Source organism: Vibrio ostreae (assembly GCF_019226825.1).
GTDB lineage: Bacteria > Pseudomonadota > Gammaproteobacteria > Enterobacterales > Vibrionaceae > Vibrio > Vibrio ostreae.
This window is the reverse complement of the sequence record NZ_CP076643.1, coordinates 3,288,737-3,309,664: the sequence shown is the minus strand read 5'-3', so window position 1 is coordinate 3,309,664 and position 20,928 is coordinate 3,288,737. Positions and strand designations below refer to the sequence as shown.

Genomic DNA, 20,928 nt, shown 5'->3' with positions numbered 1-20,928 from the left:
TGAGGTTCGCACTGCCAAACTTGCTGCATTAACCTGTCGTTCCAAACAAACTGAGCAGGAAAATGGTTGCGGGGGCCGGATTTGAACCGACGACCTTCGGGTTATGAGCCCGACGAGCTACCAAGCTGCTCCACCCCGCGTCCGACTTGTAGCAATTATACGCGCTACATAGTGATTTACAAGTTTGTAAATATGGTGCCGAGAGAGGGACTCGAACCCTCACACCTAGGGCGCTAGCACCTCATGCTAGTGTGTCTACCAATTTCACCATCTCGGCATAACCTGAGGCTTATCTTCGTTGATAAGCTTAGTGAGGAATCTCGTCGCCGCCTTCGGCCGGAGTTTCACTCACTGTATTATCAGCTGGCTGCTGCTGAATCACCTGACCTTGCGACGGGTCAACCCATTGTGATTCGACTTTGTGCGTAGACATATTGCCCAGCACTAGGCTGATAATAAAAAATACGGTTGCAAAAATTGCAGTCATTCGGGTTAGGAAGTTACCTGAGCCGCTCGCGCCAAACACAGTGTTTGATGCACCAGCACCGAAAGAGGCTCCCATATCTGCGCCTTTACCTTGTTGAATCAACACCAGGCCAATGATACCAACCGCTGCCAACAGGTAAATCACAAGTAGAACTGTAAACATTACTTCCACCTATGTTCCAAATTGTTGAGCCAGCGCCGTTCAATCATTCGCTTGAACAAGGCTAGCGACCTCCTCATCAGAGGCGGACGCCATACTAACCAATGCAAGTTAGGCTGACAAGTGGAATTTGCGAAAAAAGCGCACTTTATGAATCAAACGGTCAAAAAAGGGCCAAAGCACAAATTCCACCAAATTGGCCTGAATTCCCGTCCATTTTCAATGCACTAGTCATCCGGGCTCAAGCCGATCAGCAATTCACTTTCACCGCCTCGGCAATACGCAGAGCCGACGCTTTCACCAGAGCGGCGTCTTCACCTTCAACCATGACCCGAATCAAAGGTTCTGTACCTGATTTACGCAGTAACACCCGGCCTTTATCACCCAGTTCCGCCTCCACCTGCTTGACCGAAGCCCGCACAGCTTCTGCTTCAAGCGGGTTAGTGTCACCACTGAAGCGCACGTTTTCCAGGACTTGCGGGTACAATGTCATGCCCTGAGCCAGCTCATTCAGGCTCATGTCACTGCCGACCACCGAAGCCAGCACCTGCAGTGCAGCAACAATAGCATCACCTGTGGTCACTTTATCCAGCAAAATGATATGACCCGAGTTTTCAGCGCCAATCAACCAACCTTTTTCAAGCAGTTTCTCCATCACGTAACGGTCACCGACCGCCGCACGCACAAATGGGATACCGAGCTGTTTGAGGCCGTTTTCCATCCCCAGATTCGTCATCAGGGTACCGACCACACCACCTTTTAGTTCACCACGGCGCAGTGCATCACGGGCAATGATGTAAGCAATCTGGTCACCATCGACCTTGTTGCCCAGTTCATCCACCATGATCAGGCGATCACCGTCACCATCGAACGCCAGCCCCAGATGAGCTTTTTCGTCCAGCACGCGCTGCTGCAACGCACGTACATCAGTCGCTCCCACTTGGTCGTTGATGTTAAGACCATCCGGTTCAACCCCCATGGCGATGACGTCAGCACCCAGCTCACGGAATACGCTTGGTGCGATGTGATAGGTTGCACCGTGGGCACAGTCGACGACAATTTTTAATCCCGCCAGGCTCAGTTTGGTCGGGAAAGTACTCTTACAGAACTCGATATAACGGCCGGCAGCATCCACCAAACGTGACGCCTTACCCAGTTCAGCCGATTCGACACACTCAATCTGCTTGTCGAGCTCAGCTTCAATCGCCAGCTCAACCTCATCCGGCAGCTTAGTGCCTTGGGATGAGAAGAACTTGATGCCGTTATCATAATACGGGTTATGCGAGGCAGAAATCACAATGCCGGCCTCAGCACGGAAAGTCTGAGTCAGATAGGCCACCGCCGGGGTCGGCATCGGACCGGTGAAGATTGCCTTTAAGCCTGCCGCTGCCAGGCCGGCTTCGAGCGCCGACTCCAGCATGTAACCGGAGATACGGGTATCTTTACCGATAATAACTTTCTTAGTGCCTTGTTGTGCCAATACACGGCCAGCAGCCCAGCCCAGTTTTAACACAAAATCCGGGGTAATCGGGTATTGGCCAACCTTGCCACGTACGCCATCCGTACCAAAATAACGTCTTGTATCAGACATGTTTATTCCTTTGTTTTTATAATTAGCGGTTGCTATTCATTGCGTTGATAATGGTCATGGCTTCCAGCGTTTCCTCCACGTCATGGACACGGATGATGTGCGCCCCTTTCAGGGCCGCAATCGAAGCACAAGTGACACTGCCAACCACACACTGGGCAGGCTTTTTTATCAAGCAATTTGAAAATCATAGATTTGCGTGACATCCCCGCCAGGATAGGCAGCCCGAAACGGTGGAACTGTTCCAAATGCGCCAGCAGATGATAATTGTGTTCAACCGATTTGCCAAAGCCAAATCCGGGGTCGAGGATGATGTTGTCGCGCTGAATACCGGCCGCTTCACACGCCGCCATACGTTCAGCCAGGAACTGTTCGACTTCCTGCATCAGATCATCGTATTGCGGGTCCTGCTGCATGGTCTTCGGCTGGCCTTTCATGTGCATGATACATACCGGCACATTCGCCTCAGCCGCGACTTGTAAAGCGCCCGGCTCCGTCAGGGAACGGACATCATTGATCAAATCAGCACCAGCCGCGACCGATTGGCGCATTACCTCGGCCTTACTGGTATCGACTGAAATCCACACTTGCGGGAATTTAGCCCGGATTGCCGCGACGATAGGAATAACACGTTGCAGTTCATCTTCCAGGGTCACTTCCGGTGCTCCCGGACGGGTGGATTCGCCACCGATGTCAATGATAGTGACGCCCGCCGCAATCATTTTCTCAGCGCGTTCCATCGCCGTCTCCAGCGTGGTATAGCTGCCCCCGTCGGAAAAAGAGTCCGGCGTGGTATTAAGAATGCCCATCACATGCGGGCGATCAAGTTCCAGTTGTTTGGTTGCGGTTTGTATTTTCATAAATCACTATCAACTAATCTTACATCAAACACAAAATCAGACGTTGCACCATGCGCTGTCCACACCGCCTGATTAAGCACACGGCATCTGCAGCCAGAAGGGCTGCGACACGGAAGGCGTTGGTTGTCACGCTTTGTAGCATAAAAAACGTCGATTTAGGAAACAGAAAACCCCGAGCAAGTCGGGGTTTTGTTTTAATAGAGGAGTTATTCTGCGTCTTTTTTATCTGCAGACTGATCTGAGCCTTGCTCTTCTGTGCCTGGCTGAGACTCTTGCGCAACAGGTTCGGCTTTCGCCGGCGCTTCTTCCTGCGCAGGCTGACTGCGGTCACCCCAACCAGCTGGTTCACGAATGTCACTCTTACGTGCCATCAGATCATCAATCTGGCCTGCATCAATGGTTTCATATTTCATCAGTGCATCTTTCATTGCATGCATGATGTCCATATTTTCAACCAGAATTTTACGCGCGCGCTCGTAGTTACGATCGATCAGCTTGCGCACTTCATCATCGATAAGTTTGGCGGTGTCATCAGACATATGCTTGGTCTGCGTAACACTACGCCCCAGGAACACTTCACCTTCGTCTTCTGCATACAGCATAGGACCCAGTTTTTCCGAGAAGCCCCACTGAGTCACCATCTTACGGGCGATGTCGGTGGCACGCTCGATATCATTCGACGCGCCGGTCGATACTTTATCGACACCGTAAATCAGCTCTTCAGCCAGACGACCACCGTACAGACTGGAGATCATCGATTCAAGATGTTGCTTCGACATACTGATGCGATCTTGCTCCGGCAGATACATGGTCACACCCAATGCACGGCCACGCGGAATAATCGACACTTTATAAACCGGATCGTGCTCAGGTACCATGCGCCCAACAATAGCGTGACCCGCTTCGTGATACGCGGTTGATTCCTTGACCTCTTCCGACATCACCATGGAACGTCGCTCGGCACCCATCATGATTTTGTCTTTCGCCAGTTCAAACTCAACCATAGACACATTACGTTTGTTACCACGGGCAGCAAACAGAGCAGCCTCGTTGACCAGGTTAGCCAGATCTGCACCTGAGAAACCCGGCGTACCGCGTGCAATCAGGGATGGCTCAACATCACCGGCCAGAGGAACTTTACGCATGTGTACTTTCAGAATTTGTTCACGGCCGCGCACATCCGGCAGACCCACCACAACCTGGCGGTCAAAACGACCAGGACGCAGCAGCGCAGGGTCGAGTACATCCGGACGGTTGGTTGCGGCGATAACGATGATCCCTTCGTTACCTTCAAAACCATCCATTTCCACCAGCATCTGGTTCAGAGTTTGCTCACGTTCATCGTGACCACCACCCACACCAGCACCACGCTGGCGACCGACAGCATCGATTTCATCAATAAAGATGATACATGGCGCCGCTTTTTTGGCTTGCTCGAACATGTCACGGACACGGGATGCCCCCACACCAACGAACATTTCCACAAAATCAGAGCCGGAAATCGTAAAGAACGGAACTTTCGCTTCACCAGCAATCGCTTTAGCCAGCAAGGTTTTACCGGTACCCGGAGGACCCACCATCAGTACGCCGGTTGGAATTTTACCACCCAACTTCTGGAAGCGGCTCGGATCACGCAGATAATCCACCAGCTCTTTAACATCTTCTTTCGCTTCATCACAGCCAGCCACGTCACCGAAGGTGGTTTTGATCTGCTCTTCGCTCATCATGCGGGCTTTACTCTTACCAAAGGACATAGCGCCTTTGCCGCCGCCGCCCTGCATCTGACGCATGAAGAAAATCCACACACCGATTAGCAGAATCATTGGGAACCAGGAGATGAAGATAGTGCCAAGCAGGCTTTGCTCTTCCGGAGGCGTACCCTGAACTTTTACGTTCTGGTTAATCAGGTCATCAAGCAGCTTCTGGTCATACACTGGCATGTAAGTGACATAACGTGTACTACCACCACGACGGGTAAAGGTAATTTCGCTGTCCTTAAACTGCGCTTCCTGAATCTGACCTTGGCCAACTTCCTGTACAAATGTGGTGTAATCGACTGATCTGCCGTTACTGTCGCCCGGGCCAAAGCTCTGGAAAACAGACATTAATACGACAGCAATCACAAGCCACAGAATTAAATTTTTTGCCATATCACTCAAGGTGTAAGCCTCGCGATAACTAGTTGTAATTAAAGGTAGGGTACTACAGTTTTCTGGCTGTAGCCATAGTGTTAACTTTCGCCAGCCTGGGTTAAATCGTTAACCTTTGTAACCGGTAGCGACGATATACACTTCGCGGGAACGTGCCCTTGAAGAATCAGGTTTACGGATTTTGACCGCTTTGAACAGACTGCGTACATCTTTAACATACTGGTCAAAACCTTCGCCCTGAAACACTTTGACCACAAAACTACCATTAGGTGCAAGAACTTGTCGACACATATCTAATGCTAATTCGACCAGATACATAGCGCGTGGCTGGTCAACGGACTGGTTTCCGGCCATGTTAGGCGCCATGTCAGACATTACTACGTCAACCATGTCCGGTTGGATCCGCTCCAGTAGCGCATCCAGTACCGACTCTTCCCGGAAGTCGCCCTGCAAAAAGGCCACACCGGCAATCGAGTCCATCGGCAGAATGTCACAGGCGATCACCTGCCCTTCCTCGCCAACGATACCAGCGGCATACTGTGACCAGCCTCCCGGAGCCGCCCCGAGGTCAACCACGGTCATCCCAGACTGTAACAGTTTGTCTTTATTCTGAATCTCTTCAATTTTGAAGATAGCACGAGAACGGTAACCTTTCTTCTTGGCTTCATTAACGTATTTATCGTCAAAATGTTCTTTCAACCAGCGGCCTGAGCTCGCCGAATGCTTCTGTTTACTCATTCGATTCCTAACTAAGCAGCCTCTATCTGAGAAAGTATGGTAGAAAATATAGTCTTCCATGATAGATGGCGTTAAAATGTCGTTTTTCAACCCTAATATTAAAGAAAATTGGGCGCGTAATGAACCTAAGCAACAAACAAAAACAGCATCTCAAAGCCTTAGCACACAACCTTAAGCCGGTTGTGCTGATGGGTGGTAACGGACTGACTGAAGCTGTTTTGGCGGAAATCGAAATTGCGCTTGATCACCACGAACTGATCAAAGTGAAAGTGGTATCGGAAGATCGCGAGACAAAACATCTGATTGTGGATGCTATTGTTCGTGAAACCGGAGCAGAAAAAGTACAGGTTATTGGTAAAGTACTGGTTCTTTTCCGTCCTTCTGAGCAACGTAAAATCGAACTACCACGTAAGTAATTTCGTTACTTAAGATTACAAAAAGGTCGCATGATGCGACCTTTTTGCTTTTTAAACTCAGTAATTTGAATCGCTTACACGTAATCTACGCGATCGATTTCAAATACTTTCTCGCCACCCGGGGTCACGATGGTAACTTCATCACCTTCCATCTTACCGATCAGGCCACGCGCAATCGGAGAGCTCACCGAGATACGGCCAGCTTTAATATCCGCTTCGTCTTCACCAACGATCTGGTAGGTTTTCTCTGCATCCGTATCGACATCAATCAGAGTCACGGTCGAACCAAAAATGATTTTACCGCTGTTATCCATTTTAGTGACATCAATCACCTGAGCAACAGACAACTTAAACTCGATATCACGGATCTGCGCTTCACAGATGCCCTGCTCTTCACGAGCGGCATGATATTCAGCATTTTCTTTCAGATCGCCCAGCTCACGAGCTTCTGCAATTGCTTCAGAAATCTTCGGACGCAGTTTCAGCAATCTATCCAGTTCATCACGCAGCAGCTGAGCGCCACGTACAGTCATTGGAACTTTTTCCATTTTATACCTCTATGCCATAGATATGCCCAAAGACATCATTGTCACTGCCAGACAGCCTTTACGCCTCAATCCGTGCATAGCTGTGCCCTGATTAAGGATAGTATTATTCAATCAAAAGGCCTGTCCTGTAACTTCAAATAAGAAGGGCATTCTTTGGACAATACAAAACTACCCAACCCGTATCACTGGATTAGGTAGTACTCGATGAATTCGTTGCATTTAGTGTAAACAAACATGCGGGCGAAATCATCCAAATTCAAGTGTCGGTTAGAGAAATTGCGATTAGGCACCAAACCTGTTGCATGGCGTGATCCCCTGCACACTTCTCCGGTTTAGAAAATCGCCTAAAACAGCTAAAAACTTATAAAGATGCCCATCTTACCATGATGTGCAATTAAGTATAAAAATAGACAAAAATCATTTAAAATCATAATCTTGACTTTTTACCAACTTAAATAAAACACTGTTCATAAGCGGGATTTATATCATTTTACTAACTCATTAAGGAACTTTGAGGGTAAAACTAACCTCACGATTTCTAACGTATTGAATTACCCGGACAACGCTCAGATTCGGAATCAGTAATGCTAGGGATTAAACGCACACGGGCAGCATCGTGATGCGACACTAATAATGATTTATGGACAGTAAATTAGGACTTAATAAAATGAAAAAGACTCTGATTGCACTTGCAGTGTCAACTGTAGCTATCGCTTCAGGCGCTCAAGCAGCTGAACTTTACAACCAGGATGGTACTTCTCTGGACATCGGTGGCCGCGTTGAAGGTCGTCTGTCTATGCAAGACAGCAAGGCCGACGATGCGTCACGCGTACGTGTACACATCGCGGGTAAAACGGCGATCAATGACAGCCTGTACGGTCTGGGTTTCTACGAAATGGAAATCAAAACTAACGACCAAGGCAACATCGATTCAGGTAGCGATGACTTCACTACTCGTCTGGCGTACGCCGGTCTGGGCGGTAACTTCGGTCTGGTTTCTTACGGTAAAACCGAAGGTTCACTGGGTGTAATCACAGACTTTACCGATATCTTTTCTGGTATCGCAGGTAATACAGCAGCAGACAAACTAACTGTATCTGACCGTTCGGACAACATGCTGGCATACAAAGGTCAGTTTGATGATCTGGCTCTACGCGCATCTTACCGCTTTGCGGACCGTGATACTGAGAACGATGGTTCGTACGGAGACAACGATCAAGATGGTTACTCACTGTCTGCCATCTACGCATTCGGTGATTCAGGTTTCACTGCCGGTGCCGGTTACGCTGAGCAAGACCGCGCTGACGAGTACATGCTGGCAGCCTCTTACACCGTCGCTGATTTCTACTTCGCGGGTGTATACACTGACGGTGACAAACAAAACGACCAACGTCAAGAGCTTGACTACACTGGCTACGAGCTGGCAGCCGCGTACACTCTGGGTCAGACTGTGTTCACTGCAGCGTACAACAACGCAGAAACAGAGAACGAAACTTCTGTTGACAACCTGGCGTTTGAAACCGCGTACTTCTTCAAGCCAAACTTCCGCGCTTGGGTTTCTTACAACTTCAACATGATCGATGAAGGCGATACCATCGTTTCTGTTGACAATGGTCGTACAACTGCATCTAAAGCAGCGTCAGAAGACGAAATCGGCCTGGGTCTGCGTTACGACTTCTAATTTTGACAATAACCGGTCAATCTACCAACGCCTGCTGACTAGCAGGCGTTTTTTTATCCCGCTATACTCATCCCATCACTTGCTCAGCCATCAAGTACCATGTATTTTTCCCATTGCGCCAGACGGTTAGTCAGCCTGCTGTGTGCCTCTCTGCTGATGCCGGCCGTAATGGCCACTCCTGCAGCCACTGACCTGCTTCCCTCGGGAGCCCGAACCGGGTTACTGATCCAACCTTTATCGGCATCGCAGCCGCGTTTAGTCCAGCAGACCGGCGACTATTTCCCGCCGGCCAGCACTCTGAAAGTGGTCACCGCACTGGCGGCGCTACTTGAGCTGGGGGCTGATTTTCGCTTTGAGACCGAACTGCGCAGCAGTCGCGCGGGCACAGCGGTGATCTTCTCCGGCGACCCGACCCTGAGCAGCGAAGACTTAACGCAACTGCTGACCCAGTTACGTGATAAACAGGGCAAAGACATCGATGGTGATCTATGGCTGGATAACAGCGCCTTTAACGGCTACGAGCGCGCAGTCGGCTGGCCCTGGGATATTACCGGGGTCTGCTACAGCGCGCCGGCCAGTGCCATGAACCTGGACGGAAACTGCATTCAGGCTTCTATCTATACTCAGGCAGACGGCGCAACCCGGGTGTTCGTCCCCAAACACTATCCGGTACAGGTCACGACCAATGCTCGCAGCGTCAGCAAGGTGCAGCAGAAAAGTGAGCATTGCGATCTGGAACTGAATGCCGGGATGGATAATGCCTACCATCTGTCCGGCTGTCTGGCGCAGCGTAAGCAGCCTATGCCACTCAAGTTTGCCGTGCAGAACACTGAGCTCTACCTAAAACGTCGTGTTTACGCCCTGCTCAATCAGCTCGGCATCACTCTGCATGGTGAAATTCGTATCGGTAGTCTGCCACAAGATGCGCCGAGTCAGCAGGTGGCCATCCATCGCTCGGCACCACTGGCGGAGCTGCTGGACAAGATGCTGAAAAAATCGGATAACCTGATTGCCGATACTGTGACCAAAACGCTCGGACGACGTTTTTTCCTACAGCCCGGCAGTTTCAGTAACGGTACCGAGGCGATTAAGCAGATTATCTTCAGCCGCACCGGTATTTCTCTGCAGGATGCCCAGCTCGTTGACGGCTCGGGATTATCACGTAACAACCGCATCCGGCTCGACACCATGCGCCAGATCCTGCACTATCTGTGGCAGAATGACGCCAAACTGGGCGTGCTGGCCATGCTGCCGGTTGCCGGAGAAAGCGGGACGCTTAAATACCGCCGCAGTATGCGCAGCGATAACATTCGCGGCCACATTCGTGCCAAAAGCGGTTCACTGTACGGAACCTATAATATGATGGGCTTCGCTCTGGATGATAAAGGTCAGCCTGATACACTGTTTATCCAGTACGTGACTGATTACTTTCCCAACCAACGTGACAGTGACAGCGCTGAAGAGGCGCCGATCACCCGCTTTGAAAATGAGTTTTACCGCGCGCTAATCAATAGCGAGCACAAAACCTCCAATGCGCCGTAATCAGAAAACATTCCGTCACCCGAACATATGCAGTAACCAGAAAATGAGCAGACTAAAACCTGTGCGGATATGCACTTCAGACTCGACAACACGCTGACCGACTCCGATACTGATGAGAATGAAAGCCCCAATCAGGACGAAACAACCCGCATCATGCAGGTTAGCAGGAGGGATTATGCATCAGCCGCGCCCCATGAGTCGCATTAAGCGCAAAGGCTATCATTGCGTCGGTATGACCTGTGTCATTCTCGGTCTTATTGGAGCAACAGTGCCGCTGTTGCCGACAGTACCTTTCCTGCTCTTGGCGCTGTACTGTTTTGGTGTGTCGTCACCCAAATTCCAGAGCTGGCTATTACAGCACAAACAGCTGGGGCCGCTGGCGACACGTCTCTATTATGGTCGCGGCTTTACCCGCACCGAGAAAGTGCAGTCTCTGCTGTTAATCTGGCTTTCAATGGGTTCGGTATGGTACTTCGTGGCTCAGGGCACTCACTGGCAATATGCCATCGTCGGGCTGCTGGTGTTTGAAACCTGGTTTATTCTGCGTCTTAAAACTTACCAGCCGGATCCCGATTCCGCCTCTGCGGAACCAGATAATCCGCTATAACCCGGTGATTATCCCCTTTCAACGCAAAAAGATGCGGCGTGCATATAACCTGCGCATAAAAAAAGCGCCTGAGCGGCGCTTGTTGCTTTTGTGCTACTGGTAGCTTTTTGCTTCACATGTCACGAAACTGCGGCGAAAGCAGCAAAGATTGCCGGTCTCTCGGCTAACCGATGGTGTACGCGGTTACTTGACGGTGACTCGGGCAAACTTACGTTTACCAACCTGGTACACTGCCGTGCCAGCAGCCGGAATCAGTTTGGCGTCTTCGATTTTCTCGCCGTCCTGTTTCGCAGCACCCTGCTTGATCATACGCAGAGCATCCGACGTCGAACCGACCAGGCCCGCTTCTTTCAGCAGGTTGGCAATCGCGATACCTGCGTCAAATTCAAACTCTGGCATCTCATCCGGCATCGCACCTTTTTGGAAGCGGTTGATGAACTCTTGTTCTGCCGCATCTGCGTCCGCTTCGGTATGGAAACGGGCAATGATCTCTTTCGCCAGCAGGATTTTCACATCACGCGGGTTTTTACCATTCGCTACATCAGCTTTAAACTGCGCCAGCTCTTCCAGTGGACGGAATGACAGCAGCTCGTAGTAGCTCCACATCAGATCATCAGAGATCGACATGATCTTACCAAACATCTCGCTTGGCGCATCAGCCACACCAATATAGTTGTTGGCTGACTTAGACATCTTCTTCTCACCGTCCAGACCAACCAGCAGCGGCATCATCAACACCACCTGAGGCTTCTGACCGTTGGCTTTTTGCAGCTCACGTCCCATCAGCAGGTTGAATTTCTGGTCGGTACCACCCAGCTCTACGTCAGTTTCCATCGCCACTGAATCATAACCCTGCAGGAGTGGATACATGAATTCATGAATCGCGATAGGCTGACCATTGTTGTAACGCTTTTTGAAATCATCACGCTCAAGCATACGCGCAACAGTCTGGTTAGCCGCCAGGCGAATCATGCCTTCTGCGCCCAGTTCAGACAGCCATTCAGAGTTAAACTGAATCGTGGTCTTTTGTGGATCGAGGATCTTAAATACCTGCTGCTTGTAAGTCTCTGCGTTACGCAGTACATCTTCACGGGTCAGAGGCGGACGAGTGGTATTCTTACCAGTCGGGTCACCGACCATACCGGTAAAGTCACCGATCAGGAACGTCACCTGATGGCCCAGATCCTGGAATGCACGCAGTTTGTTGAGGATCACCGTGTGACCAAGGTGAATGTCCGGCGCTGTTGGATCCGCGCCCAATTTGATACGCAGAGGACGGCCTTCTTTCAATTTGGCAATCAGCTCTTCTTCCGGAATCAGCTCTTCAACACCACGCTTAATCTCAGCTAAAGCGGCTTCAATACTCGCCATTCTTGTTCACTCCCACAGATTTGGCAAAAATTTAATAGTTTGACATATTACTTGAATAGCGATGCATTTTGAAACCAGTTAGACTAACGAACTAGCGTTTTTGTTAATTAATCATTGAACGAACCCGAGTATGCTTGCTATTTTTGCTCGACTTCCATGGATGCACCGGGCACTCATCGCCCTGTTCAGTGCCTTGATCGTCACTGCACTGTTTTTTTTGCCAAATCCGGAAGATCTGAGAGACGATTCAGAACGGCTGCAAGTCGGCCGCCATTACCCATTGGCGATCGACAGCGAAGCCTTGTCGCCTGGCGCGACTATTCTGCCGACCACTTTACTGCGTTGGGAAACCCATGTGGTCAATCCGGGCGAAAGCGCCGCCGTGCTGTTCCAGCGCCTGGGGCTGTCTTCACGTCAACTGTATGCCCTGACCTCCAGCAACGATGAAATCAATAATCAGTTGTCTCGCCTGCGTCCGGGCGACCGCTTACAATTTGGCTTTGATGAAAATAATGAACTGATTCAGCTCAAGCGACGCATCAGTGCTGAAGAAACTTTCGTGGTCACCAAAACGGAATCCGGTACTGATTACACCTCGAGCTTTGATAAAAAAGAGATTGTTTATCAGTACAACTATTCTCAGGCCGAGATCAGCTCCAACTTCTGGAATGCGGCAGTCGGAGCGGGCCTGACGGCAAACCAGATCATGGAACTGGCCGGAATTTTTGGCTGGGACATCGACTTTGCCCTCGATATCCGTGCCGGCGATACCTTTAAGCTGCTGTTTCAGGAAAAAGTGGTCGAAGGCGAAGTGATTGGACGGGGCAACATTATTGCCGCCATGTTCACCAACCAGGGCACCACTTTCACCGCTATTCTCGATGACAATACCGGTAACTACTACGATGAGACCGGACGGGCGATGAAGAAAGCCTTCCTGCGCTCACCACTTGATTTTCGCCGCGTCTCTTCCAACTTCAACCCGCGTCGCCTGCATCCGGTGACCGGTCAGGTTCGTCCACACCGCGGCACCGACTACGCCGCTCCGGTCGGCACACCGATTTGGGCCGCCGGTGATGGTATTGTTGAGAAGTCGAGCTACAACCAGTTCAACGGTAACTATGTGTTTATCCGTCACAGCAACACCTATATCACCAAGTATCTGCACCTGACACGACGTACCGTCAAAACCGGTCAGCGAGTCAAACAGGGTCAGGTCATCGGAACTCTGGGTGGCACCGGCCGGGTTACCGGTCCTCACTTACACTATGAGTTCCTGGTCAATGGCGTGCATAAGAATCCGCGTACCGTTGATTTGCCACAATCCAAGTCGCTGAAGGGTAAAGCCAAAGAGACCTTTATCGCTAACGCCAAAATTCGCCTCAAAAATTTAAACCGCTATAGTGAGTTGCTGTACGCCAAAAACTAACCACGCGGTACGCTCATGCGGGGCAAAACAGCTTGCAGTGCAAATAAAAAATCAGCCGCGGCTTAGCCGGGCTGATTTTTATTATCGGTTGTCGCCAAATTCGCACCAAGCACCAATTCGCACCAGCACCATGCGTTCGGGAAAACGCTGTGGTCAGTAAGACACGTGCGGTCAGGATCAGACGCTGAAAGAGGCTCCACAACCACAAGTCGTGGTCGCATTTGGGTTGTTGACAAAGAAACGCGAGCCTTCCAGACCTTCGGTGTAATCAACAATGCCGCCAATCAGGTATTGCAGGCTCATCGGGTCTACCACCAGGGTCACACCGCTGTTAACGATCTCGGTATCACCGTCATTGACGTTTTCATCAAAGGTAAAACCGTACTGGAAACCACTGCAGCCGCCACCAGTGATGTAGACACGCAGTTTCAGCGCCGGGTTTTCTTCTTCCGCAATCAGAGCTTTTACTCGTGTTGCTGCCGCATCCGAAAAGGATAATGGTACATTTACTTCGCTCACGATGACCTCTCTCAGTCGTGTCAGTGCCCGTTCGCTCAGGAAAAAATACCTTGGCGACAGGTCAGTGTAATTTAGCTATAGCGATGATTATCTAATACCTGACTTATCCGTTCAAGTATTAGCCGCCATTTCGCCCCACTCAGGTACACAAACGGCCCAGGTCAGCTAAGCCGGTGCCAGAGAAATTAAGCGAAAAGATTTCGTCTCGCGTCTCATCGGCGTACAATGCAGACCAAATTGGTCCGAGCAATCATCAAGAGGAACTATCCATGACCAAATCAGAAGATCTTTATCAGAAGGCACAAAGCAAAATTCCTGGTGGCGTAAACTCGCCGGTACGCGCATTTAATGGTGTGGGTGGTTCACCACTGTTTATCGACCGTGCAGATGGCGCGTTTATCTTTGATGCTGACGGTAAAGCGTACATTGATTATGTCGGTTCATGGGGCCCGATGATTCTTGGTCACAACCACGCTGTGATTCGTGATGCAGTGGTCAATGCCGCCCACCGCGGACTCAGCTTCGGCGCGCCGACTGAGATGGAAATTGCCATGGCTGAACTGGTTTCTGAACTGGTCCCGTCGATGGAACAACTGCGTATGGTGAACTCGGGGACGGAAGCGACCATGAGTGCAATTCGCCTTGCTCGTGGTTACACCGGTCGCGATAAGATCATTAAGTTTGAAGGCTGCTACCACGGCCACGCAGACAGCCTGCTGGTCAAAGCCGGTTCAGGCGCTCTGACACTGGGTCAGCCCAGCTCACCGGGTGTTCCGGCAGACTTTGCTAAATATACCCTGACAGCACGTTTCAACGATCTGGACTCAGTGCGTGAACTGTTTGCCGCCAACCCGGGCGAAATCGCTTGTATCATCGTAGAACCGGTCGCGGGCAACATGAACTGTATTCCGCCAGTCGAAGGCTTCCATGAAGGCCTGCGCGAAATCTGTGACAACGAAGGCGCGCTGCTGATTTTCGACGAAGTGATGACCGGCTTCCGTGTTGCTCTGGGCGGAGCTCAGGCACACTACAATATCAAACCTGACCTGACGACGCTGGGTAAAGTGATCGGCGGCGGTATGCCGGTGGGCGCATTTGGTGGTCGTAAAGAGGTGATGCAGTACGTCGCACCAACCGGTCCGGTTTACCAGGCAGGTACTTTATCCGGTAACCCAATTGCCATGGCAGCCGGCTATGCCTGTCTGTCTCTGCTGAAAGAAGAAGGCAACGAGAAGCGCCTGGCGGCCAAAACCAAACAACTGGCAGACGGCTTTAAAGAGCTGGCTCAGCAGCACGGTATCCCGCTGCTGGTGCACCAGGTCGGCGGGATGTTCGGTTTCTTCTTTACCGATCAGGAGCAGGTGACCTGCTACGAAGACGTGGCCAAGTGCGATGTGGAACGTTTCCGTAAATTCTTCCACCTGATGCTGCAACACGGTGTTTATCTGGCACCTTCAGCGTTCGAGGCCAGCTTTACCTCTCTGGCGCACGGTTCGAAAGAAATCGAAGCGACGCTGGAAGCGGCTGACCGCAGCTTTGCTGAACTAGCCCAGCAAGGCTGATTCGCTTCACGTGATGGTGCTATCGCCATCCGATCCTAAATTGAAAGGCTGCTTGGGCAGCCTTTTTTATTGTCTTGCCGAGATGACATCTTGCGAGCCGGCCGTCATACCCAAACCTTAATGCCAGTTCATCACCACCAGCACGATAAGGACTATCGCCACCACGCCCAGCCAGGGAAACGAACGACGCGCACGCTGAGATTTACACCCGGTTTCATTATCGCAACACCCCATACTGCACTCCTCATTGCTAAGAGTATGAAATACAGCCATTATAACCCTAATTAAGAAGCAAACTGGACCACGACTGTGCCTGATAAACTGAAGATCTCCTCCAGCCACTGGGTATTAATTGTTGCCCTGCTGGCCACCGCATTTGCCTGTTATCTGCTGATAAGGCCTTATGTTAACTCGATTATGATGGCCTTTATCATCTCGCTGCTCATGTTTCCGATCCATGAGAAAATGGAATCTAAGTTACCATCTTATCCTAATCTGGCTTCACTGCTGTCCTGCGTCATTCTCACTTTCATCATAGTCATTCCACTGCTGTTTGTGTTTGGCGCCATCGTGCAGCAAGGCTCAAAGTTTTCCCAGAATGTTTACCAATGGGTCACTCACGGCGGCATTCAGACCGTATTCAACCATCCACTGGTGGTGAAAGTATTGGCCATCACCAATCAGTATCTGCCGTTTGATGAAATCAGTCCGCAGCAAATCGCGCAGAAAGTTGGCCAGTTTGCCACCACGTTCGGCAGCAACCTGGTTGGCATCAGCGCCAAAATTCTCGGTGATGCCACCTCTTTCATCATGGATTTTCTATTGATGCTGTTTGTGCTGTTCTTTTTACTGCGCGACCACGACAAGATCATCGCCTCGCTGCGCCACATTATTCCGCTGTCACGCAGTCAGGAGGACCGTCTGTTGCAACAGATAGAACAAGTGTCCAAGTCTGCGGTGATGGGCTCATTTCTGACCGCGATAGCGCAAGGCTTTGCCGGCGGTATCGGCATGTGGCTGGCCGGTTTCCCTGGTTTGTTCTGGGGCACCATGATGGGTTTTGCCTCATTCATCCCGGTGGTCGGTACCGCACTGGTGTGGATACCCGCCACCATCTACCTGTTTGTCACCGGCGATACCGGCTGGGCTGTCTTCCTGGGTATCTGGAGCGTGGCGCTGGTCGGCTCAATTGATAACCTGCTGCGGCCGCTGCTGATGCAAGGCAGTGCCGGGATGAACACCCTGCTGATTTTCTTCTCCCTGCTAGGCGGCATCCAGCTATTTGGTCTGATTGGCCTGATTTACGGCCCGCTGATCTTTGCCATTACCATCGTGTTTTTTAATATGTACGAAGAGGAGTTCCAGAGTTTTCTCAACAAGCAGGACAACAGCTGACACCGCCTGGCGCGGATAAAGCACTTCAAGCCCGGGGCGGATTATGCGAAAATCTGCCCCCCTAATTTGTATCGAGTCTGTTATGTCCAATTACACCGCTCCCAGTCAGATAGCCGAACGCCAACTGGCCTATTTTGCCGGTAAAAAGGTGCTGGTGGCCGGAGAAGCCGAAGATCTGTTTCCGCTCCAACTGGCCAAACATTGTGAGTCAGTGGCGGTATTCACCACCCATTATGGGTTTCACCGTCAACTGCAACAGCATCAGGGCGTAACCAGCTACTTTGGTGCCGAACTGACTGACAACCTGGTGGCGGATATGATCCTGCTCTATTGGCCAAAAGCCAAACAGGAAGCAGAATATCTGCTGGCGATGCTGATGGCGAAATTTGGCACCGGGACCGAAATTGTCGTGGTGGGTGAAAACCGTTCCGGGGTCAAAAGCATAGAGAAAATGTTCGCCGCTTATGGCCCGATCAATAAGTATGATTCAGCGCGGCGCTGCTCGTTTTACTGGGGCCAGTGCACTGAGCAACCGGCACCATTTACGCTTGAGCAGTGGTTTAAATCCTATCAGGTTGAATATCAGCAGCACAGCCTGACCATTCGCAGCCTGCCTGGCGTATTCAGTCACGGTGAGTTTGATATCGGCAGCCGTCTGCTGCTCGACAGCCTGCCGCCACTGCGTGGCAAAGTGCTCGATTTTGGTTGCGGCGCCGGGGTCCTGGGCAGCGTGATGGCAACCCTCAATCCGGGGATTGAACTGGAGATGTGTGACATCAGCGCTTTGGCGATTCGTTCCAGCCAGGCAACCCTGGCCGCCAATCATCTGTCTGGCCGGGTATTCGCTTCTGACGTTTATTCAGACAGCGCGCGCGACTACGATTTTATCGTCACCAATCCGCCCTTCCACTCCGGGCTGGATACCAGTTACAGTGCGACCGAAACGCTGCTGGCTAAAGCGCCCGCCCATCTGAAAAACCGCGGTGAACTGTTGGTGGTGGCCAATAGCTTCCTCAAATACCCGCCCATCATCGAACAGGCATTCGGTCAGTGTGAAACCGTGAATAAAACCAATAAGTTCACAATTTACCAAGCAAAAAAATCTCGCGCCTGAGGTGAATATGGCTGCTCAGCCATCCCTCTCACAGCAATAAAAACGGCAAACCAAGGTTTGCCGTTTTTATTCGCAACGATTCAAAAATTGACATAAGTCACTCAGAACGCCAGTACCCCCTGGGTATCAATACTGACCGCGACTTTCTCGCCGATCTGAATTGCCTGCGATGACGTCGCCAATAATTTAGCGCCCTGGGTTTCAATCACATAGCGGCAGTGATCGCCCATAAACTGCTGCTCCAGTACCGTCACCTGACTCCCCGCATCGCTGTGAATACGGATTTGCTGCGGGCGCAGCAACAATTCACATTGCCCGCCATGGTTAATCATCTGTTGCGCTGTCGCTTCCAGCACGCCGAATTCGGTCTGATACTGGCTGTCACTGACACGTGTCGCTGGCAGGTAACTGCCGCCGCCGAGAAAATCGGCCACGAATTTGCTCGATGGATGAAAATAAAGTTGCGATGCGGTGCCGTACTGCTCGATCACTCCGTGTTGCATCACCGCCATTTTATCGGCAAAGGCAAAAGCCTCTTCCCGTGAGTGAGTGACAAAAATCGCGGTCACCCCCTGCTTTTTAAAGATCTTACGGATCTCGGCAATCAGATCGTGGCGCACCTGAGTATCGATATTCGAAAACGGCTCATCAAGTAACAGCAGATCCGGCTTATAAGCGAGCGAGCGGGCAATCGCCACCCGCTGCTGCTGACCACCCGATAACTGATGCGGATAACGATCGCTCAAGCCGCTGAGATGAACCAGATCCAGCATTTCAGTTACCTTGCTCTGGCGCTGCACGAGCGATAAATCACGTAATCCGAACGCCACGTTTTCCGCCACAGTCAGATGGGGAAACAGGGCGTAATCCTGAAAGATCATACCAATATTACGCTGCTCCGGCGGCAACCATAGCTGCCCGTCATCAATGGTCAGGCCATTGAGGCTCATCACTCCGGAAGCGAGTGGCAATAAACCGGCGATGGCCTTGAGCAAGGTCGTTTTACCACATCCGCTGGCTCCAAGCAGACAGACGATTTCACCGTGTTCCACCTCAAGCGAGAGTGATTCCAGTACGGTCTGTGTCTCATACTGACAGGTCAGATTCTGAATCGATAATGCGCAGCTCATCAGTGACTTTGCTCCAGGGAACGGTTAACAACAACAAGGGGAACAAGACCGACCACAACCAGCAATACCGCCGGTAATGCGGCTAGTTCAAGGTGCTCATCAGACGCATAATTATACACATAGGTCGCCAGAGTTTCGAAGTTGAACGGACGCAGCAGTAAAGCAGCGTTGAGTTCTTTCATTGATTCGATAAACACCAGCAAAGCGGCAATCAGCGCGCCACGCCGCACCAGCGGGACATGGATGCGCCACAGCATACAGTTGGGCTGACACCCCATGGTACGCGCGGCCATATCCAGAGACGGGGAAATCTTATTCAGGCTACTTTCGATACTGCCGATAGCGACGGCAGAAAAGCGTACCACCAGAGCAAAAATAATCGCAAACATGGTGCCGGAGAAAACCAGCCCCGGCCTGCCCCACTGCAGTGCTTTCGCTACATCATTGACGACGTGATCCATGGTCAGCACCGGTACCATAATGCCTATTGCCAGCACCGTACCGGGGACGGCATAGCCCAGAGACGAGAGACGCATTAGCGCCACGCTGAAACGATTCTGTTTGAGACGCATATAAAAGCAGACCGTCATCGCTACCAGGACACCGAGCACGGCAGCACTGAGTGAAACCTGGAGGCTATTAAGGGCATATTCTCGGAACTGCTCACTCCAGCTGACGGCAAAATAGGTGTAAGCGTAGCTGAGCAGTTGCAGCAGCGGGAAAATAAACGCGACACACACCAGCCCCCCAGCACCACAGCAGCGCCGCCCATTTTTTCCAGCCGCTGAGCGGATAGCGAAAATCTTCATGACTGTTGAACTGATTCTGGAACAGCTTTTGTTTGCGCCGGCTGTAGCGCTCAGCGCTGAGTAACAGCACTACGATCATCAGCATAATGGCTGAAATCTTAGCTGCCGCGGTCAGGCTGGAATAGTTGAGCCAGGTATCGTACACCGCGGTAGTCAGGGTATTAACGGCAAAGTAACTGACGGTACCAAAATCGCCGACGGTTTCCATCGCCACCAGCGATAAGGCGACCGCCACCGAGGGGCGTACCAAGGGCAGTGAAATACGGCAAAAACTCTCCCATGCCGAGCATTTCAGCAAGCGTGCCGACTGTAACAAGGAAACATTCTGCTCCATAAATGCGGTGCGGCACAGCAGGTAAACATAAGGGTAGAGCACCAGCGCCAGTACCAGACTGGCCCCGGTCAGACTGCGAATATCCGGAAACCAGTATTCGCCGGGCAGCCAGCCGGTCTGCGCTCGCAGCCAGACCTGAATCGGGCCGGCGTAGTCAAACCAGCCGGTAAAGATATAACCGACGATATAACCAGGAATCGCCAGTGGCAGAACCAAGGCCCACTGCAGAACTTTTTCTCCCGGCAGCCGGCACATCGCCATCAGCCAGGCGCTGGGCACACCAAACACCAGAGTCAGTGCCATCACGCTCACAGCCAGCACAACCGTGTTGTACACATAGGTTGGCATCACTGTGGTGAGCAGATGACGGAACACATCGTCGGTATCACCAACGGCGGTATAAAAAATCGCTAAGATCGGCAAAACCAGCAGCGTGGCCAGAACCACGCTGCTGGTTTTCCATATGAGGTGTTTTTCTTTCATTGCCTA

The 20,928-nt window shown here is 51.3% G+C and carries 16 protein-coding genes, 2 tRNA genes and 2 pseudogenes; 8 read left to right on the top strand and 12 right to left on the bottom strand.

What is annotated here, in order from left to right; translation table 11 throughout:
• Window positions 1–63: 63 nt before the first annotated feature.
• The 7 genes and pseudogenes from KNV97_RS21415 to rlmE form a co-directional block, all read right to left on the bottom strand.
• Window positions 64–140, bottom strand: a tRNA-Met gene (locus tag KNV97_RS21415).
• A gap of 53 nt (window positions 141–193) precedes the next feature.
• Window positions 194–277: transfer RNA gene (locus KNV97_RS21410), tRNA-Leu, on the bottom strand.
• Window positions 278–307: 30 nt separating this feature from the next.
• Window positions 308–649, bottom strand: coding sequence for a preprotein translocase subunit SecG (gene secG, locus KNV97_RS21405; RefSeq protein WP_136486189.1), 342 nt, complete (start codon window positions 647–649; stop codon window positions 308–310).
• Window positions 650–896: 247 nt separating this feature from the next.
• On the bottom strand, window positions 897–2,237 hold the full coding sequence (gene glmM, locus KNV97_RS21400; protein WP_218562722.1) for a phosphoglucosamine mutase: 1,341 nt from the start codon (window positions 2,235–2,237) through the stop codon (window positions 897–899).
• Window positions 2,238–2,259: 22 nt separating this feature from the next.
• Window positions 2,260–3,094: pseudogene (gene folP, locus KNV97_RS21395) on the bottom strand (dihydropteroate synthase).
• Window positions 3,095–3,300: 206 nt separating this feature from the next.
• Window positions 3,301–5,253 carry an ATP-dependent zinc metalloprotease FtsH gene (gene ftsH, locus KNV97_RS21390; protein ID WP_218562721.1) on the bottom strand — a complete coding sequence of 651 codons (1,953 nt, stop codon included), beginning with the start codon at window positions 5,251–5,253 and terminating at the stop codon, window positions 3,301–3,303.
• Window positions 5,254–5,352: 99 nt separating this feature from the next.
• Window positions 5,353–5,982: a 23S rRNA (uridine(2552)-2'-O)-methyltransferase RlmE gene (gene rlmE / locus KNV97_RS21385; RefSeq protein WP_136486180.1), complete on the bottom strand. Its 630-nt coding sequence runs from the start codon at window positions 5,980–5,982 to the stop codon at window positions 5,353–5,355.
• 119 nt (window positions 5,983–6,101) lie between these two features.
• On the opposite strand from rlmE, the gene yhbY reads away from it, so the two are divergent.
• Window positions 6,102–6,398 carry a ribosome assembly RNA-binding protein YhbY gene (gene yhbY, locus KNV97_RS21380; RefSeq protein ID WP_004728967.1) on the top strand — a complete coding sequence of 99 codons (297 nt, stop codon included), beginning with the start codon at window positions 6,102–6,104 and terminating at the stop codon, window positions 6,396–6,398.
• 74 nt (window positions 6,399–6,472) lie between these two features.
• Here yhbY and greA read toward each other — a convergent pair whose 3' ends face one another.
• Entirely contained in the window at window positions 6,473–6,946 is a 474-nt protein-coding gene (gene greA / locus KNV97_RS21375) for a transcription elongation factor GreA (RefSeq protein ID WP_136486178.1), read from the bottom strand.
• Between the two features lie 667 nt (window positions 6,947–7,613).
• Here greA and KNV97_RS21370 point away from each other — a divergent pair.
• The 3 genes from KNV97_RS21370 to KNV97_RS21360 all read left to right on the top strand — a co-directional run bounded on the left by KNV97_RS21370 (window position 7,614) and on the right by KNV97_RS21360 (window position 10,776).
• On the top strand, window positions 7,614–8,627 hold the full coding sequence (locus tag KNV97_RS21370; RefSeq protein ID WP_218562720.1) for a porin: 1,014 nt from the start codon (window positions 7,614–7,616) through the stop codon (window positions 8,625–8,627).
• A 99-nt stretch (window positions 8,628–8,726) separates the two neighbouring features.
• The gene (dacB, locus tag KNV97_RS21365; protein WP_218562719.1) at window positions 8,727–10,169 is read left to right on the top strand and encodes a serine-type D-Ala-D-Ala carboxypeptidase; all 1,443 of its coding nucleotides are present in this window, start codon (window positions 8,727–8,729) and stop codon (window positions 10,167–10,169) included.
• A gap of 175 nt (window positions 10,170–10,344) precedes the next feature.
• Window positions 10,345–10,776, top strand: coding sequence for a YbaN family protein (locus tag KNV97_RS21360; RefSeq protein WP_218562718.1), 432 nt, complete (start codon window positions 10,345–10,347; stop codon window positions 10,774–10,776).
• Between the two features lie 183 nt (window positions 10,777–10,959).
• On the opposite strand, the gene tyrS is transcribed toward KNV97_RS21360, so the two are convergent.
• Window positions 10,960–12,147: a tyrosine--tRNA ligase gene (gene tyrS / locus KNV97_RS21355; protein WP_136486170.1), complete on the bottom strand. Its 1,188-nt coding sequence runs from the start codon at window positions 12,145–12,147 to the stop codon at window positions 10,960–10,962.
• Window positions 12,148–12,277: 130 nt separating this feature from the next.
• Here tyrS and KNV97_RS21350 point away from each other — a divergent pair, with 130 nt between their 5' ends.
• Window positions 12,278–13,576, top strand: a complete 1,299-nt coding sequence (locus tag KNV97_RS21350; protein ID WP_218562717.1) for a peptidoglycan DD-metalloendopeptidase family protein — start codon at window positions 12,278–12,280, stop codon at window positions 13,574–13,576.
• 177 nt (window positions 13,577–13,753) lie between these two features.
• Here the strand turns inward: KNV97_RS21350 and erpA are convergent, their stop codons facing one another.
• Window positions 13,754–14,095 (bottom strand): iron-sulfur cluster insertion protein ErpA, encoded by a 342-nt coding sequence (erpA, locus tag KNV97_RS21345; protein WP_136486166.1) that lies wholly within the window; start codon window positions 14,093–14,095, stop codon window positions 13,754–13,756.
• 269 nt (window positions 14,096–14,364) lie between these two features.
• On the opposite strand from erpA, the gene hemL reads away from it, so the two are divergent.
• The 3 genes from hemL to rsmC all read left to right on the top strand — a co-directional run bounded on the left by hemL (window position 14,365) and on the right by rsmC (window position 18,166).
• Window positions 14,365–15,657 carry a glutamate-1-semialdehyde 2,1-aminomutase gene (gene hemL, locus KNV97_RS21340; protein WP_136486164.1) on the top strand — a complete coding sequence of 431 codons (1,293 nt, stop codon included), beginning with the start codon at window positions 14,365–14,367 and terminating at the stop codon, window positions 15,655–15,657.
• A 309-nt stretch (window positions 15,658–15,966) separates the two neighbouring features.
• On the top strand, window positions 15,967–17,052 hold the full coding sequence (locus tag KNV97_RS21335; RefSeq protein ID WP_136486162.1) for an AI-2E family transporter: 1,086 nt from the start codon (window positions 15,967–15,969) through the stop codon (window positions 17,050–17,052).
• A gap of 82 nt (window positions 17,053–17,134) precedes the next feature.
• Window positions 17,135–18,166 (top strand): 16S rRNA (guanine(1207)-N(2))-methyltransferase RsmC, encoded by a 1,032-nt coding sequence (rsmC, locus tag KNV97_RS21330; protein ID WP_136486160.1) that lies wholly within the window; start codon window positions 17,135–17,137, stop codon window positions 18,164–18,166.
• 101 nt (window positions 18,167–18,267) lie between these two features.
• Here rsmC and KNV97_RS21325 read toward each other — a convergent pair whose 3' ends face one another.
• Window positions 18,268–19,296: an ABC transporter ATP-binding protein gene (locus KNV97_RS21325; protein WP_218562716.1), complete on the bottom strand. Its 1,029-nt coding sequence runs from the start codon at window positions 19,294–19,296 to the stop codon at window positions 18,268–18,270.
• A pseudogene (locus tag KNV97_RS21320) lies at window positions 19,296–20,922 on the bottom strand (ABC transporter permease). Before KNV97_RS21320 ends, KNV97_RS21325 begins: the two are co-directional and overlap by 1 nt.
• Window positions 20,923–20,928: the final 6 nt, after the last annotated feature.

Excerpts from the sequence above, each read along its gene's own strand:
- rsmC (WP_136486160.1), top strand. The coding sequence starts at position 17,135 with ATGTCCAATTACACCGCTCCCAGTCAGATAGCCGAACGCCAACTGGCC.
- KNV97_RS21325 (WP_218562716.1), bottom strand. The coding sequence starts at position 19,296 with ATGAGCTGCGCATTATCGATTCAGAATCTGACCTGTCAGTATGAGACA.
- yhbY (WP_004728967.1), top strand. The coding sequence starts at position 6,102 with ATGAACCTAAGCAACAAACAAAAACAGCATCTCAAAGCCTTAGCACAC.
- hemL (WP_136486164.1), top strand. The coding sequence starts at position 14,365 with ATGACCAAATCAGAAGATCTTTATCAGAAGGCACAAAGCAAAATTCCT.
- KNV97_RS21370 (WP_218562720.1), top strand. The coding sequence starts at position 7,614 with ATGAAAAAGACTCTGATTGCACTTGCAGTGTCAACTGTAGCTATCGCT.
- tyrS (WP_136486170.1), bottom strand. The coding sequence starts at position 12,147 with ATGGCGAGTATTGAAGCCGCTTTAGCTGAGATTAAGCGTGGTGTTGAA.
- dacB (WP_218562719.1), top strand. The coding sequence starts at position 8,727 with ATGTATTTTTCCCATTGCGCCAGACGGTTAGTCAGCCTGCTGTGTGCC.
- greA (WP_136486178.1), bottom strand. The coding sequence starts at position 6,946 with ATGGAAAAAGTTCCAATGACTGTACGTGGCGCTCAGCTGCTGCGTGAT.
- glmM (WP_218562722.1), bottom strand. The coding sequence starts at position 2,237 with ATGTCTGATACAAGACGTTATTTTGGTACGGATGGCGTACGTGGCAAG.
- KNV97_RS21350 (WP_218562717.1), top strand. The coding sequence starts at position 12,278 with ATGCTTGCTATTTTTGCTCGACTTCCATGGATGCACCGGGCACTCATC.
- secG (WP_136486189.1), bottom strand. The coding sequence starts at position 649 with ATGTTTACAGTTCTACTTGTGATTTACCTGTTGGCAGCGGTTGGTATC.
- KNV97_RS21360 (WP_218562718.1), top strand. The coding sequence starts at position 10,345 with ATGCATCAGCCGCGCCCCATGAGTCGCATTAAGCGCAAAGGCTATCAT.
- rlmE (WP_136486180.1), bottom strand. The coding sequence starts at position 5,982 with ATGAGTAAACAGAAGCATTCGGCGAGCTCAGGCCGCTGGTTGAAAGAA.